At 64.8% G+C, this 15,599-nt stretch carries 12 protein-coding genes; 8 read left to right on the forward strand and 4 right to left on the reverse strand.

Features of this window, described 5'->3' with window-relative positions; translation table 11 throughout:
• The first annotated feature begins 41 nt into the window (after positions 1-41).
• The 7 genes from dusB to ACQE2J_RS09235 all read left to right on the forward strand — a co-directional run bounded on the left by dusB (position 42) and on the right by ACQE2J_RS09235 (position 8,701).
• Entirely contained in the window at positions 42-1,229 is a 1,188-nt protein-coding gene (gene dusB, locus ACQE2J_RS09205; protein WP_135541186.1) for a tRNA dihydrouridine synthase DusB, read from the forward strand.
• 2 nt (positions 1,230-1,231) lie between these two features.
• Positions 1,232-2,539, forward strand: coding sequence for a deoxyguanosinetriphosphate triphosphohydrolase (locus ACQE2J_RS09210; protein ID WP_135541184.1), 1,308 nt, complete (start codon positions 1,232-1,234; stop codon positions 2,537-2,539).
• 3 nt (positions 2,540-2,542) lie between these two features.
• The gene (gene dnaG, locus ACQE2J_RS09215) at positions 2,543-4,579 is read left to right on the forward strand and encodes a DNA primase (protein WP_135541182.1); all 2,037 of its coding nucleotides are present in this window, start codon (positions 2,543-2,545) and stop codon (positions 4,577-4,579) included.
• Between the two features lie 108 nt (positions 4,580-4,687).
• A complete protein-coding gene (locus tag ACQE2J_RS09220; protein WP_135541180.1) occupies positions 4,688-5,332 on the forward strand; it encodes a TetR/AcrR family transcriptional regulator in 645 nt (214 codons plus the stop codon).
• Positions 5,333-5,458: 126 nt separating this feature from the next.
• The gene (locus ACQE2J_RS09225; protein WP_426937478.1) at positions 5,459-7,210 is read left to right on the forward strand and encodes an MDR family MFS transporter; all 1,752 of its coding nucleotides are present in this window, start codon (positions 5,459-5,461) and stop codon (positions 7,208-7,210) included.
• Positions 7,152-8,117: a D-2-hydroxyacid dehydrogenase gene (locus ACQE2J_RS09230; protein WP_135541176.1), complete on the forward strand. Its 966-nt coding sequence runs from the start codon at positions 7,152-7,154 to the stop codon at positions 8,115-8,117. Before ACQE2J_RS09225 ends, ACQE2J_RS09230 begins: the two co-directional genes overlap by 59 nt.
• The gene (locus ACQE2J_RS09235; protein ID WP_135541174.1) at positions 8,114-8,701 is read left to right on the forward strand and encodes a hypothetical protein; all 588 of its coding nucleotides are present in this window, start codon (positions 8,114-8,116) and stop codon (positions 8,699-8,701) included. The genes ACQE2J_RS09230 and ACQE2J_RS09235 overlap by 4 nt, the downstream gene beginning before the upstream one ends.
• 309 nt (positions 8,702-9,010) lie before the next feature.
• Here the strand turns inward: ACQE2J_RS09235 and ACQE2J_RS09240 are convergent, their stop codons facing one another.
• Entirely contained in the window at positions 9,011-10,438 is a 1,428-nt protein-coding gene (locus tag ACQE2J_RS09240; protein WP_425119567.1) for a glyceraldehyde-3-phosphate dehydrogenase, read from the reverse strand.
• 41 nt (positions 10,439-10,479) lie between these two features.
• Entirely contained in the window at positions 10,480-11,529 is a 1,050-nt protein-coding gene (locus ACQE2J_RS09245) for a YhjD/YihY/BrkB family envelope integrity protein (RefSeq protein ID WP_426937479.1), read from the reverse strand.
• Between the two features lie 299 nt (positions 11,530-11,828).
• Between ACQE2J_RS09245 and ACQE2J_RS09250 the strand changes: the two genes are divergently transcribed.
• Positions 11,829-12,464 carry a DedA family protein gene (locus tag ACQE2J_RS09250; RefSeq protein ID WP_426937505.1) on the forward strand — a complete coding sequence of 212 codons (636 nt, stop codon included), beginning with the start codon at positions 11,829-11,831 and terminating at the stop codon, positions 12,462-12,464.
• A 42-nt stretch (positions 12,465-12,506) separates the two neighbouring features.
• On the opposite strand, the gene ACQE2J_RS09255 is transcribed toward ACQE2J_RS09250, so the two are convergent.
• Together ACQE2J_RS09255 and ACQE2J_RS09260 are read right to left on the reverse strand one after the other, a co-directional pair.
• Entirely contained in the window at positions 12,507-13,550 is a 1,044-nt protein-coding gene (locus ACQE2J_RS09255) for a glutathione S-transferase family protein (protein ID WP_426937480.1), read from the reverse strand.
• A 170-nt stretch (positions 13,551-13,720) separates the two neighbouring features.
• Positions 13,721-15,529 carry an AMP-dependent synthetase/ligase gene (locus ACQE2J_RS09260; RefSeq protein ID WP_426937481.1) on the reverse strand — a complete coding sequence of 603 codons (1,809 nt, stop codon included), beginning with the start codon at positions 15,527-15,529 and terminating at the stop codon, positions 13,721-13,723.
• Positions 15,530-15,599: the final 70 nt, after the last annotated feature.

Here is a 15,599-nt window from a genome sequence, read left to right on the forward strand (position 1 = left end):
GCGAGAATGTGCGATTTTGACTGCATTGGGATAATGGGGTCGTGAGTGTCATCAGCCCCAGCCCAGAAACCGTGTCCCCGGCCGCCGCAGCACCGCTGCGCATCGGCCCCATCGAGCTGTCCTCGCCGGTCGTGCTCGCCCCGATGGCCGGGATCACGAACACCGCGTTCCGTCGCCTCTGTCGCGAATACGGCGCCGGCCTCTACGTGACCGAAATGGTCACCACCCGGGCCCTCGTCGAGCGCAGTCCCAAGACGATGCGCATCATCCACCACGAACCCTATGAGACCCCGCGCTCCGTGCAGCTCTACGGGGTCGACCCGGTCACCATGGGCCAGGCCGTGCGGATGCTCGTCGAGGAGGACCGGGCCGACCACATCGACCTCAACTTCGGCTGCCCCGTTCCCAAGGTCACCCGCAAGGGCGGCGGCTCCGCGCTGCCGTGGAAGCAGGACCTGTTCGAAGCCATCGTCACCACGGCCGTCAACGAGGCCTCTCGAGGGGGAATTCCCGTGACGGTGAAGATGCGCAAGGGCATCGACGCCGACCACACGACCTTCCTCGACGCTGCCGAGACCGCGCGCAACGCGGGTGTCTCCGCCGTCGCCCTGCACGGGCGCACCGCCGCCGACCTCTACTCGGGCAAGGCCGACTGGGACGCGATCGCCCGACTCAAGGACCACCTCGGCGATACGGTTCCCGTGCTCGGCAACGGCGACATCTTCGCGGCCGAGGATGCGCTGGACATGATGGCCACGACCGGTTGCGACGGCGTCGTCATCGGTCGCGGCTGCCAGGGCCGACCGTGGCTGTTCGGCGATCTCGCGAATGCCCTGAACGGCAGCGAGGAGCGTCACCGTCCCGGCCTCGCCGAGGTGGGGCAGGCAGTGTACAAGCACGGCGAATACCTCGTCGATCACTTCGAAGACGAGTTCTACGGCGTGCGGGACCTGCGCAAACACATCGCCTGGTACTTCAAGGGCTACCCGGTCGGGGGAGACCTGCGCAGCCGGCTGGCCATGGTGTCATCGCTCGAGGAGCTTGCCGGACTGCTTGCCCAGCTCGACCAAAACGCCCCCTATCCGGGGGAGGCCGCAGAGGGCTCGCGGGGTCGCACGACCCGACCGAAGAAGCCGCACCTGCCCGAAGGCTGGCTGGATTCCCGTATCTTCGACCCCAGCGGACGATCGCTGCTGTCGGAGGCCGAACTCGACATCTCTGGAGGATGAGAATGCCCTTCGACACTCACCCGCACACCTCGGTGCGGACGGGGACCGTGGCGGTCTATACGCCGTGGGACGAGGAACGGTGGGTGAGCGAACCGGCAAAGAATCCACGGCGCTCGGCCTTCCAGCGTGACCGTGCCCGCGTCCTCCATTCCTCGGGCCTGCGCCGCCTCGGTGCGAAGACGCAGGTCGTCGCGCCCGGCACCGACGACTTCGTCCGCACCCGCCTCACCCACTCTCTCGAAGTGGCTCAGGTCGGACGCGAACTCGCCCGCTACCTCGGCTGCGACCCCGATATCGTCGACACCGCGTGCCTGTCCCACGATCTCGGCCATCCGCCCTTCGGCCACCACGGGGAGACGATCCTCGACGCCCTGTGCAAGGACATCGGCGGGTTCGAAGGCAACGCCCAGACCCTGCGCCTGGTCACTCGGATCGAACCGAAGGTCATCGCCGCAGACGGCCGACCGGCGGGGCTCAACCTGACCCGGGCCAGCCTCGACGCGCTGACGAAGTACCCCTGGCCGCGCAGCGAGGCCACGTCCGGGCGCCGCGACTCCGGAGTGCGGAAGTTCGGCGTCTACGATGACGACACGGATGTCTTCGACTTCTACCGCTCCGGAATCGACAACGGCAGCAGATGCATCGAAGCCCAGGTCATGGACTTGGCCGATGACATCTCCTATTCCGTCCATGACGTCGAGGACGCCATCGTCGCCGGCCACCTCGAGCTTGCCGATTTCGCCTCCGAATCCCGTCGGGCCGAGCTCTTCGAGATCACCCGTCAGTGGTATCTGCCGGAGACGACGGATGCGGAGATGGACAAGGCGCTGAGCCGACTCCAGGCCGCCGCCTACTGGCCCAGTGAGACCTTCGACGGGTCCCGCCGGGCCCAGGCGAGCCTCAAGCACATGTCCAGCCAGCTCATCGGGCGGTTCGTCGGGGCAGCGGAAGCGGCGACGCGCGAGGAGTTCGGGTGGGAGCCGCTGGCCCGCTACTCGGCATCTCTCGTCGTGCCGGAGACCACCGTGGTCGAGATCGCCGTGCTCAAGGGCATGGCTACGCTGACCGTCATGGTCGCCGAGGACCGCCTGCGCCTGCATGACATCCAGGCCGCGGTGATCGGCGACCTCGCCGAGTGGTATGCGCAGAAACCGGAGAACCTCGACCCGATGTTCCGCGCCGACCACGCCGAGGCGGCCGACGATGCCGCCCGTCTGCGCGTCATCGTCGACCAGATCGCGTCCCTGACCGACCACTCCGCGTGGGCCCTGTACCACCACCTCAACGCCGGGGCGGAGGATCGGCTCTAGACCATGGCCGGACTCATCAAGCGCGAGGACATCGACGAACTGCGCACCCGCACCCGCATCGACGAGGTGATCGGGGAGTTCGTCACCCTCAAGACCGCGGGCATCGGTTCGCTCAAGGGGCTGTGCCCCTTCCACGACGAGAAGACTCCCTCGTTCACCGTGCGTCCGCAGGTCGGCATGTACCACTGCTTCGGCTGCGGAGAGTCCGGCGACGTGTTCACCTTCCTGCAGAAGGTCGAGCAGCTCAGCTTCGTCGAAGCCGTCGAGACCCTGGCCGGCAAGGCCGGCATGCATCTGCGCTACGAGGATGGCAAAGGTCCGGACCGGGAGCAGGCCAGCCGGCGACAGCGATTGCTCGAGATGCACGAAGTCGCGCAGCGGTTCTTCACCCAGGCGCTCGAGTCCGAGGCGGGCCGGATCGGCCGCGAATTCCTCACCGGGCGCGGCTTTCCCGCCGAATCGAGCCGAGAGTTCGGCATCGGCTTCGCCCCGAAATCCTGGGACGCACTGACCTCGCACCTCGGCCGGGCCGGCTTCACCGAGGAGGAGATCCTCGCCGGCGGGCTGGCCAGCGAAGGCGGTCGCGGCATCTACGACCGGTTCCGCGGACGTGTCATCTGGCCCATCAAGGATATGACCGCCCGGACGATCGGCTTCGGCGCCCGCCGCCTCTACGAAGACGACAAGGGCCCGAAGTACCTCAACACCCCGGAGACCGCGCTCTATCACAAAAACCAGGTCCTCTACGGCCTCGACCTGGCGAAGAAGTCGATCGCGAAGACCAAACGCGTCGTCGTCGTCGAAGGCTATACCGACGTCATGGCCGCTCACCTCGCCGGGGTCGACCAGGCCGTAGCGACCTGCGGAACAGCCTTCGGAACCGAACACGTCAAGATCATCCGGCGGCTCTTGGGCGATGATCCGACCGGACAGGTCATCTTCACCTTCGACGGCGACGCCGCCGGGCAGAAGGCCGCGCTCAAGGCCTTCGAATTCGAGAACCTCTTCACCGCGCAGACCTTCGTCGCCGTCGAAGCCGACGGGCTCGACCCCTGCGATCTGCGCATGCAGAAGGGTGACGCGGCCCTGCGCGAACTCATCGACGAGTGCAAACCTCTGTTCGAGTTCGTCATCACCACAGCGATCGCCCGCTTCGACCTCGACACCGTCGAAGGCCGGATCTCCGCGGTCAAGGCCGCCGCCGAGGTGCTCACCGGAATCCGCGACCGCAACAGCCTCACCCACTACTACCGGTTCGTCGCCGGTCGCATCGGCGTCGACATCGACGAGGTGGAGGCCGCGGTGCGCACCGCACAGCGGCAGCCGAAGCAGAACCGCCAGACCGCCGAGGCACCGGCACAGCAGACGAATTTCCGCAATGGTCCGCCACCGGCACCGCCCGCACCTGACTCGGGACCGGCATCAGGGCCGGGACAGGGAGCCGGGACGGTGCCCGCATCGGGCGGGGACGCGCGCGGGGCCGGTCCCGCCTCGGCGGGGGAGATCACCGACGACCGCGGCATCGAATACGTCTACGAAGAACGTCCCGACGTCTCGAACCTCTCGGCCCCGATCAGCCCCGCACGTCTGAAGACGGAGAAGGGCGTGCTCATGGTCGCCCTGCAGCACCCGGAAGCCGTCAATGCGAAGCTCTTCGACTCGCTGTCGGCCAAGGCCTTCGAACACCCCGGCTACCGGCGGATCCAAGAGGCGATCAAGGCGGCCGGGGGACTGGGGTCGGCGGGACCCGTCCAATCGAAATGGGCCGAACGCGTCCTCGAAGCCAGCGCCGAGGATCTCAAACCCTATATCGCACAGCTGATCGTGACTCCGCTGCCGATCATCGAAGGCACCGGCATCGAGCCGTTCGCCCGTGGCATCGTCGCACGCCTGTTCGACTACGACCTCGAACGCATTGCCAAGGAGCTGCACTCACGTCTGCAGCGACAGGACACCAGCGACGGGGCGGGGCAGGCGGCGCTGCTCGGTCAGCTGCAGACCCTCGAACAGCATCGGGCCCGACTCAAACTGCTCATGTGAGCACCCGCGGTGGGAGCCTCATCCCCGTGAAATTCTGCACACAGTGAAATAGTGCACAATTGCATATTTGCATTTGATGAAAGTTTGCATGGGGTGCAAAATGTACTCATGCCCATTGAAGAATCCCTGCGCTCGAAGAAGGCTCGGCTGACCCGCAGCGCCCTCCATGAGGCGGCGATCACCCGAGTCCTCGAAGACGGCCTCGCCTGTGCGACCGTGGCGACCATCGCCGCGGACGCGGGCGTGTCCACCCGCACGTTCTTCAACTACTTCGAGACGAAAGAGGACGCGATCGTCGGCCTCGGAGTCGAAGCCGGCGTCGACGAGGCCCTCGCCGATGACTACGTCCACTCACCGGCCGGCCTGGACACGCTTGCCGAGGACACGGCGCGCTTCGTCCGCGAAGCGCTGCTCATCGGCTACGTCGATCCGGAGCTGCCGGCCAGGCGCCGTCGCCTCTTCGCGCTCTACCCGGAGCTTGTGAGCAAAAGCTTCGACCGGGCCGAAGCCCTGGAGGAGATCGTCGCCGGTCACGTCCTGGCTCGGCTGCGCCACCTCGGGCAGGAATTCTCCACCGAGGACTCGGCGTGGCGCAGCGCGCGCATGCTCACCCAACTCTGCCGCGTGCCGCTCAGCCATGCCGGACACACGATCAAGAAGACGCCCGAGGCGGTCGACGAGCGAGGCGGGACCAAGGCGATCTTCGAAGACTCCCTCGGCCTCTTCCTCAAGGTCCTCGGCCGACTGCAGTGAGAGACCGGCCGAGACGAGGCACCGAGCGCAGTGAGTGACAGGACGAACGGGCCGCGAATGACGAATGAGACGACGAATCCAACGAAAGCCGTGATGAGAAGCAACCACGATATCGAATCTGAGACGATGACAGCGACACCGCAGAGAACAACCGCACCGGCGACAAACGGCGATGACACGCCGCCGATGGCCACCTCGGCGATCATCCTGCTCTTCGTGGGCCTGATGATCGCAATGTTCATGTTCTCGCTCAACCAGACGGTCCTCGCCACCGCCCTGCCGACGATCGTCGGCGAACTCGACGGCGTCGACCAGATGCTGTGGGTCTCCACCGCATTCATGCTGGCATCGACGATCATGATGCCCGTCTACGGCAAGGTCGGCGACCTGTTCGGGCGCAAACCGCTGTTCATGTTCGCAATCTGCTGCTTCCTGCTCGGTTCGGTCTTCGCCCTCATCGCGAACGAGATGTCGACCCTGATCTTCGGTCGCGTCCTCCAGGGCATCGGCGGCGGCGGAATGATGATCCTCTCGCAGTCGATCATCGCCTCCGTCGTCCCTGCCCGCGAACGCGGCAAGTACATGGGCATCATGGGCTCCGCCTTCGCCGTGTCCTCGGTGGCCGGACCGCTCATCGGCGGATGGCTGACCGAGGGCCCGGGCTGGCGCTGGGCCTTCGCCATCAACTTCCCGCTGGGCATCATCGCACTCATCGCCGCCGCGATCTTCCTCAAGGTGCCCAAGCGCGCCAAGGGAACCGGCCCGCGGCCGAAGATCGACGTCATCGGCATGGCCCTGATCTCGATCGTCACCTCCTGCATCGTCCTCGTCTCCGCATGGGGCGGGCACGACTACGCATGGGGCTCCTGGCAGATCAACGGCCTCATCATCGGCGGTGCCATCGCCGCCGTGGCCTTCGTCTTCGTCGAGTTCAGGGTCAGCGAACCCGTCATCCCGATGAGCCTGTTCGCCAACCGCGACTTCATCCTGTGCACGATCGCCGGCCTCTTCGTCGGCATCGGCATGTTCGGTGTGCTCTCCTACATGCCGACCTACCTGCAGATGGTCCACGGCATCGACGCCACGGTCGCCGGCCTCATGATGGTGCCGATGATGGGCACGATGCTCGTGTCCTCAACGCTCGTCGGGTTCATCGTCTCCCGCACCGGCAAGTACAAGAAGTACCCGCTGACCGGCATCCTCATCATGGCCGCCTCGCTCGTGCTGCTCTCGCAGCTGAAGGCCGAGAGCTCGGCTTGGGAGACCATCGGTTGCCTGGCCCTGCTCGGCCTGGGCCTGGGACTGAGCATGCAGACCCTCGTCCTCGTCGTCCAGAACGCCTTCCCTGTGTCCATGGTCGGCACCGCGACGGCATCGAACAACTACTTCCGCCAAGTCGGAGCGACCCTGGGCATGGCGTTCATCGGTTCGGTGTTCACCCAACGGCTCATGGACAACATCAAGTCCGGAATCACCGACATCGCGAAGTCCGCTCCGCACACGCCGCTGCCGAAGGTCTCCTCGACGGGACTGACTCCGGGCATCGTCGCCGACCTGCCGGATCCGCTGCACTCGCTGATCATCAACTCCTACAATGACGCTCTCGTGCCGCTGTTCCTGTGGGTGGCTCCGCTGGCCGTGCTCGGCTTCGTCTTCCTCTGCTTCCTGCCCAACACCCCGTTGGCGCAGACGCTGTCGAACGAACCGACGAAGAGGCAGAGCCTCGACATCGCAGAATCGGCCCCCTCAGCCGATTCGGCCCCCGGTGCGGTCTCATCGGTTAGTCTGGCAGAAAGCCCACTGCTGGAGGAGACGAGGAATGACGGTACTGACGATACTCAACTCACCCGGGACAGAGATTCCCGACCTGCTCACTGAGCTGGGTGACCGCGAGGGAATCGAACTGCGCATCGCCGAGGCGGACACGCTGAGCCAGGCGCTGCCGGGCACCGATGTGCTGCTGATGTGGGACTTCTTCTCCACAGCACTCAAGGATGCCTACGGCAGCGCCGACCGGCTCCGGTGGGTCCATGCCGCGGCGGCCGGAGTCGATTCCCTCCTCTTCGACGAACTCGTCGAGGCACCGGTGACGGTGACGAATGCGCGGGGGATCTTCGACCGTCCGATCGCCGAGTTCGTCCTCAGCTTCATCCTCATGCAGGCGAAGAACTCGATCGGATCACTGGCCGACCAGGCACAGAAGACATGGAACCGCCGATCGACCCGCGACATCGCCGGGACCAAGGCGATGATCGTGGGCACCGGATCGATCGGCCGGGGAATCGCCCAGCTGCTCACGGCCGTCGATATCGAGGTCACCGGCGCCGGATCCCGTGCTCGCAGCGGCGATGTCGACTTCGGTGAGGTCATCGACTCTGCGACCCTGGCCGAACATGTCGCCGGATACGACTGGGTCATCGATATCGCACCCCTGACGGAGAAGACCGAACGACTCATCGGCGCCGAGGTGTTCGCCGCCATGGATGACTCCGCCGTGTTCATCAACGTCGGCCGGGGCGATACTGTCGACACCGATGCCCTCGTCGACGCCCTGCGCACCGGCCAGATCGCCGGAGCAGGACTCGATGTCTTCGACGAGGAGCCGCTGCCTGCCGGACATCCGCTGTGGACGCTCGACGATGTCATCATTACCCCGCACATGAGCGGTGACACCGACGGGTGGAGGAAGCGTCTGGCTCAGCAGTTCCATCGCCTGTTCGAACAGTATCTCGCCGGTGAGGAGTTCCCTCACACGGTGGACAAGAAACTCGGGTACGTGCGTTGAACCAGGCGGACGACCCCGCCGCCCAGCGCGCCTTCCTGGCCCGTGTGCTCGCCGAACTCATCGCCGTGCGTCGCGCCCGTCTGCTGAGCATGCTGGTCCTGGCCGCGGCGATGCTCGTCGCCGGACTCGGCGCGGCACTGCAGGCCCAAGGCGAACACATCGACGCCGTGCTCCTGTTCTCCGCGTTCAGTCTCATCATGATCGGCATCGTCTGTGCCTTGGGCGCGATCATCGCCTGGACGCGGATCAATCGAGACATCCTCGACTCGGTCGCGGCGAGCCGTCCGGCCAGAGCCCGTGCGCCGCGCACGCGCAACGCGGGAATGGCCGTGGCCATCGGCTTCGTCGTGATCGGGATCGTGTTCGCAGCGCTGCTGTGGGCACAGACACCGGTGCTGGCCGGTGCCGTCGTCATCGCGTGTCTGCTGCTCGCCGGTCTGGGGCCCATCTGGGCGAGCGAGCTCGGCGGCGCCGATGACCGGCTGGCCGTCATCCTCGACAGCGACGAGGAGCTCTCGGCTCGATTCGCTGACTTCACCCCGATCTGGCTGCACGAAGCCATGGAGTCCGACGACGCGCAGTGAGCAATTCCTCCCGCTGGCTGCAATGCCTCCCGGTCCTGCGGGAGGCATTGTCGTCGACGAGAGGTTGTCTCGCTGGCAGGGGGTTGTGACGCTGGTGGACGGTTGTGATGCTGGCGAGGGGCCGTGACGCTGGTGGGCGGTTGTGACCCTGGCGAGGGGTTGTGATGCCGCTGAGAGGTTGTGACGCTGGCGAGGGGTTGCAGCGCCGGTGGGAATGACGAAGGCGCCCGGAGTCCGAAGACTCCGAGCGCCTGTCTCAGCATCTCACCAAGGAATCATCTCAGGATTCGGTGGGCCGCCTCGGCGAAATCAGGGATATGCCGGTACGTCGACGTCGGCCATCTTGGCCACGCAGCGCACAACCTGGCAGGAGTAGCCGAACTCATTGTCGTACCAGACGTAGACGACGACGCGGTCCTCGTCGACGATCGTGGCCAGTCCGTCGACGACACCGGCTCGTTTGGAGCCGACGAGGTCGGTGGAGACGAGCTCGGGGGAGGTGACGTAGTCGACCTGGTTGCGCAGCGGCGAATGCATCGACACCTCACGGAGGAACGTGTTGAGTTCGTCGACGCTCGTGGCCTTCTCGAGGTTGAGGTTGAGGATCGCCATCGACACGTTCGGGGTGGGAACGCGGATCGCGTTGCCCGAGAGCTTCCCGGCGAGCTCCGGCAGTGCCTTGGCCACGGCCTTGGCAGCGCCGGTCTCGGTGAGCACCATGTTGAGCCCGGCGGCACGTCCGCGACGTGAACCCTTGTGGAAGTTGTCGATGAGGTTCTGGTCGTTGGTGAACGAGTGGACCGTCTCGACGTGTCCGTTGCGGACACCGAACTTGTCATTGATCGCCTTGAGCACAGGGGTGATCGCGTTCGTCGTGCACGAAGCGGCCGAGACGATGGTGTCCGAGTCGGCAATCGCGTCGTCGTTGACACCGAAGACGATGTTCTTGACATCTCCCTTGCCCGGTGCGGTGAGCAGGACCTTCGAGGCTCCGGGGCTGGCGAGGTGCTTGGACAGGCCCTCGTCATCGCGCCACTTGCCGGTGTTGTCGACGATGATCGCGTCGTTGATTCCGTAAGCGGTGTAGTCGACCTGCGAGGGATCATCGGAGTAGATGACCTGGATGAGGGTGCCGTTGGCCTGAATGGTGTTGGCCTCTTCGTCGACGACGATGCTGCCGTCGAAGGACCCGTGCACCGAATCGCGGCGCAGCAGCGAAGCACGCTTGACGATGTCGTTCTCACCGCCCTTGCGCACGACGATGGCGCGCAGACGCATTCCGGTGCCGCCGGCACGGTCGATGAGGATGCGGGCGAGCAGGCGACCGATGCGGCCGAAGCCGTAGAGGACGACGTCGCGGACTTCGCCCTGACCGGCCTGGGAGTCGACGACTTCGGCCAGTTCGGCTGCGAGGAAGGCATCGACATCGGCATTCGGATCATCGAGCTTCTCGATGAGGCGGCCCAGATCGATGTGAGCCGGCGCCAGATTGAGGCCGGACAGCGCCTTGACGATCCGGTGCGTGACCTGGATATCGAGGTCTTCACCGAGGAAGTGGCGGGCGTAGCGGTGGGCCTTGATCATGCCGGTCACCGACTTGTTCAGCAGAGACCGCCCGAACAGTGTCAGCAGCACGTCATTCTCGCGGTACAGGCGTCCGACGAGCGGGATGAGTTCTTCGGCGGCGGTCTGCTTCTTCGCCCAGTCGTCCAGGCGAGCCGTCGTTGCATCAGTCAAAGGTCGTGTCTCCTCGATCAGTTAGCGGATTCGAGCCAAGTCTAACGTCTCACCGAGTCGCTTTCGGACTGGTGCTCCTCGAGTCGCCGGAATCCGAGCAGAGTGAGCGCGACGATGCCCGCACCGGCCAACAGAGCACCGAGGCTCTGCGCCTGGACCTTCGGCTCCACGAAACGGTACTCGGGGCTCTCTTCCTCCTGCGGGCGGGGCGGATTCGCGGTGCCGATCCATGCGGCGATGAAGAGGACGATGCGGGCGAAGACGTTGAGGGTGAGCATGATCGCGATGATCGATCCGAACACGCCGGCGGCCTTGTTCCCGGAGAAGAGGTTGACGAGCACGGTGGAGAAGTTGATGAGGAGGAGGAACGCTGTCGCGCCGATGAGGGAGCCGCGGTTCTTCGCCTGCTTGTCCACCGGCTTCTCCGGCAGCATCGTGAACAGGAACCAGAAGATCAGCCAGGCGGCACCGAACGTGAGCAGCAGCGGAACAACGAACAGCAGGCTCGCGGCGAATCCGGAGAGACCGAGGAAGTCAGCGATCATCGACCGCAGGCCGGTGCCGACGACGGTCAGCGCCACAGCCAGGAGAAGGCCGATGATGAGACCGATGAGAGTGACGACGTTTCCGAGGATCTTCTTGATGAACGACTTCTCCACGACTTCGTCGAAGTCTTCATGCAGCTGCGCCCGAACGGCGGCTCCGAGGTTGCCGATGAAACCCTGCCCTGTGTAGAGACCGGTGATGATACCGATGATACCCACTGCCTGCCATTCGAGCAGATAGCCTTCGAGCGTCTTCGTCAGTGACTCGTTGCCTGCCGTGAACGACTCGATCTGCTCGGTGACCATGGACAGCAGGTCGGGGCGTGCGACATCGAGGACGAATCCGATGCTCGCCAGGCTGACCATCGCGATCGGCATGACGGCCAGGACGAGGAAGTAGGTGATCGCGGCACCGAACTGATTGCCCAGACGCTGACCGAAACGTTGGACCGCGCGCATGAGGTGCGCCGGGCCCGGTCTGTTGACGGCCTTGTGCCCGGCTTCGGCGACGTTGTTGCGCGAGGCCAATACTTTGGCAGGTGCCACGTGTTTGCTCCTTCGATGTCTGCCCATAGATATCTGCCCGGAAGGTGCCTTCGATTCCCGCCCGGAGGTGTCCATTTCCACACTAGCCGTTGTGAGCGCACTGTGAGCGGCAGGCCGCGCCCTTATCTAGACTTTTGACCATGCCGATCAGCTTTTCGACTACTTCGTCTGCCGTTTTCGCCCTCACCGCGAGCGGCAGCGATCCTGCCGGTCGAACTCTTGCCGCAGGTGACGCTCTCGCCGCCGGCGGCAGCGCGGCAGACAACCTCAGCGGGTTCTCGGCATGGACGGTGGCCGTCATGGAGGCGCTCGGCCCGGTGGGCGTCGGGATCATGGTCTTCCTCGACAACATCTTCCCGCCGATCCCCAGCGAACTCGTTCTGCCCCTGGCCGGTTTCACTGCGAGCCAGGGGCAGATGAACATCGTGCTTGCGATCGTCTTCGCCACTGTGGGCTCGCTCGTCGGAGCCGTTCTGCTGTGGGCGCTGGGCAAGTGGATCGGCATCGAGCGCATTGCGCGTGTGGCGGTGAAGATGCCGTTGGTCGATGTCGACGATGTGCACAAGACCGTCGACTGGTTCGACCGCCACGGTGACAAAGCAGTCTTCTTCGGACGGATGATCCCGATCTTCAGGTCTCTGATCTCCATTCCCGCAGGCATGAGGGACATGCGCCTGCTGAAATTCGTGCTCCTGACGAGCGTGGGCAGTGCGATCTGGAACACGATCCTCATCGTCGCGGGCTTCGCACTCGGCGAGAATTGGTCCATCGTGGAGGAATACGCCGGCTACTTCCAGAATCTCGTCATTGTCGCAGTCGTCGTCTTCGTCATCGTGTGGATCGTGTTCAAGGTCCGCAAACAGCGGCGGAAGAAGGCCGCCGGCCTCGATACGACCGGGGACGATCATATCGAGGCCGGACAGTTCGATTCCTGAGGCCGAGTTCTCAGCTCACCCAGGAATCAGCTCACCCGGGTATCAACTGACCCAGGCTGATGCCGTATGTCCAGGTGAGACCTCTTCGCCGGGCTTGACCGGGCCGGGAGCAGACCCGTCGCCGAAGGGTGATCCACCGAACTTCCGGTCACGGCCGTGATCGCTGAGCCAGCCGGAGAGGTCTGGACCCTTGGGCACGATCTGCGTCGGGTTCACATCCTGGTGGACGATGTAGTAGTGCTGTTTGATCTGCCCGAAATCGACGGTGTCGCCGAACCCGGGCGTCTGGTACAGGTCGCGGGCGTATCCCCAGAGGTTCTCGAACGCCGTCAGCGGCTGACGATTGCACTTGAAGTGGCCGAAGTAGACGGGGTCGAAGCGAACCAGCGTGGTGAACAGTCGCACATCCGCCTCGGTGATGGTCTCACCCATGAGGAATCGTGAACGGCTCAGCCGATCTTCGACGATGTCGAGAGCATTGAACAGACGATCGAAGGCCGCCTCGTACGCGTCCTGGGAGCCGGCGAAACCGCAGCGGTAGACACCGTTGTTGATCTCCGTGTAGATGTGGCGCATCACCTTGGCCATCTCTTCCCGGGACTCTTCGGGCCAGAGGTTCGGGGCACCCTCACGGTGGTAGTCGGACCATTGGGTGGAGAAGTCCTCGGTGATCTGCGGGAAGTCGTTGGTGACGACGGCGCCGGTGGGGATGTCGACGATGGCCGGCACGGTGATTCCGCGCGGGTAGTCCGGGTAGCGGGCGAAGAATGCCTGCTGCAGACGTTCGATGCCCAGCACCGGGTCGACTCCGCCGGGGTCGAGGTCGAACGTCCACGAGCGGGCATCATGAGTGGGTCCGGGCATGCCGATGGAGATGACTTCCTCGAGGCCGAGCAGACGGCGGACGATGATCGTGCGATTCGCCCACGGGCAGGCGCGGGCGGCGACGAGGCGGTACCGGCCGGGTTCGACCGGCCACTGCGCATTCGGATCGTTGAGGATGCGATCGTCGATGTAGTTCGTGTCCCGGTTGAACTCCTGCCCTTCGGTCACATAAGCGGGAGTGTGATCGGTGTCTTCGGACATGTCGTGCCCCTCCGTCGGTGTCGGTGAGTTGAGACTTCTGGCTTCAGCTTACGACCTGTCGCGGCGCATCCGGCAAGTGCGGTGTGACCGCATCCGCGTGAATGCAGAGACGGCCCGGGCGCGAACTCCTCTCAGTTCTCGCTCGGGCCGCCTCTGTGAAGCGGGACTGGTCAGTCCGCGTAGAGAGCGTCGATATCGGCGGCGAAGTCCTTGCTGACCAGATGGCGCTTGACCGACTGCTTGGCCGACAGATACCCGTTCTCCTCACTGAGCTCGACGGGCAGGATCGTGAACTTCTTGATCCCCTGAGCGCGCGAGACCGTCTTGTTCACCGAGTCCACGGCCTTCTCGATCTCGGCACGGATCGCTTCGTCGGCAGCGGCCTCGCGCAGATCCATCTGCGGCAGGTCGTGGTTCTTCAGCCAGGTCGGCAGCATCTCGGAATCGAGGAAGATGAGTGCCGAGACGAACTTCCGGTTGTCTCCGACGACGACCGGCTGACCGATGATCGGGTGTCGACGGAGCCGGTCTTCGAGCGGGGCCGGGGCGATGTTCTTGCCGCTGGAGGTCACGATGATCTCCTTCTTGCGGCCATTGATCGTCAGATAGCCGTCCTCGTCGAGGGATCCGAGGTCACCGGTGCCGAACCAGCCGTCGTGGAACTCCTTGACCGTGGCCTCCGGGTTGTTCCAGTATTCGCGGAAGACCGGCACGCCCTTGGTCAGGATCTCACCGTCGGGAGCGATCGCCACCGAGACGCCCGGCAGCGGCACGCCGACGGTGCCGATCTTCGACTTCTCCGGAATGTTGACGGTGATCGGGGCGGTGGTCTCGGTGAGTCCGTAGCCTTCGAGGACGATGATGCCGAGCCCGCGGAAGAAATGGCCGAGGTGAGCGCCGAGTGCACCGCCTCCGGAGACCGCATGAGTGACATTGTCGCCCATGACCGCACGCAGCTTCGAATAGACGAGCTTGTCGAACAGAGCGTGCTGGAGCTTGAGACTGGTCGGAACCTTGCCCGTGTCCAGAGCCTTCGAATACGCGACGGCGACCTGCTCGGCGCGGCGGAAGATCTTCTCTTTCCCGCCTGCCTGAGCGGTCGCCAGCGCAGAATTGAAGACCTTCTCGAAGACACGGGGCACACCGAGGATGAACGACGGGCGGAAGCTGCCCATGGCATCGGTGAGCTTCGTCAGGTCCGACTGATGGGCGAGCAGAGCGCCGTTGCTGATGGCCAGGACCTCGATGAACCGGGCGAAGACGTGGGCCTGCGGCAGGAACAACAGGCAGCGCATCTTCGTGTCCAGAACACTGGGGATCTGGTGGCGGGCGGCCTGGGAAGTCTGGACGAAATTCGCGTGGGTGAGCACGCAGCCCTTGGGCTTTCCGGTGGTGCCGGAGGTGTAGATGATCGTGGCCACGGATTCGGATCCGACCTGCGAGCGGGCAGCCTCGAGTTCCTCGTCGCTGATGTCCTTGCCGGCCTCGGCGAGATCGGCGAATGCGCTGTCCTCCCAGACCCGCAGCGCCGGCTCTTCGCGTCCACCGGCCGCAGCCGCCGCGCGCACCCGCTCGGCATGCTCGCCGGTGGCGACGAGCCCACGCGTGACATCGGCGTCGGTGAGCATCCACGTGAGCTGGCTCTCTGAGGAGGTGTCGTAGAACGGCACGGAGATTCCGCCGGCGTACCAGATGGCATAGTCGCTCAGCGTCCATTCATAGGAGGTGGGCCCGAAGATCGCGATCCGATCGCCGACTCCCACGCCCAAGGCGATGAGCCCTTTCGCCGCGGCTTTGACCTCGGCGAGGAATTCGGCACCGGTCGTGTCGATCCACCCGTCACCGTCGGGCTTGGCGACGAGAGGGCGGCTGGGATCCTCCGCGACTGTGCGGAGGAAGATATCAGTGGTCGACGAGGTGGTATCGACCTCGAAACCGACGACGGGTGTTGACGACTGCGGCATGGTCGTTGAGCTCATGGGTCTCCTTCGAGGACGTAAGTTACTGCTCGGTTATCTTACAGTTCGGCCGGGTCTCAGTGAAATCGAT

The organism is Brevibacterium sp. LE-L, from assembly GCF_050214925.1.
Classification (GTDB): domain Bacteria; phylum Actinomycetota; class Actinomycetes; order Actinomycetales; family Brevibacteriaceae; genus Brevibacterium.

What these genes read in the sequence shown, in the direction of transcription:
- ACQE2J_RS09225 (WP_426937478.1), top strand. Translation starts at nt 5,459, where the DNA reads ATGACAGCGACACCGCAGAGAACAACCGCACCGGCGACAAACGGCGAT.
- ACQE2J_RS09255 (WP_426937480.1), bottom strand. Translation starts at nt 13,550, where the DNA reads ATGTCCGAAGACACCGATCACACTCCCGCTTATGTGACCGAAGGGCAG.
- ACQE2J_RS09260 (WP_426937481.1), bottom strand. Translation starts at nt 15,529, where the DNA reads ATGAGCTCAACGACCATGCCGCAGTCGTCAACACCCGTCGTCGGTTTC.
- ACQE2J_RS09210 (WP_135541184.1), top strand. Translation starts at nt 1,232, where the DNA reads ATGCCCTTCGACACTCACCCGCACACCTCGGTGCGGACGGGGACCGTG.
- dnaG (WP_135541182.1), top strand. Translation starts at nt 2,543, where the DNA reads ATGGCCGGACTCATCAAGCGCGAGGACATCGACGAACTGCGCACCCGC.
- ACQE2J_RS09230 (WP_135541176.1), top strand. Translation starts at nt 7,152, where the DNA reads ATGACGGTACTGACGATACTCAACTCACCCGGGACAGAGATTCCCGAC.
- ACQE2J_RS09220 (WP_135541180.1), top strand. Translation starts at nt 4,688, where the DNA reads ATGCCCATTGAAGAATCCCTGCGCTCGAAGAAGGCTCGGCTGACCCGC.
- ACQE2J_RS09250 (WP_426937505.1), top strand. Translation starts at nt 11,829, where the DNA reads ATGGAGGCGCTCGGCCCGGTGGGCGTCGGGATCATGGTCTTCCTCGAC.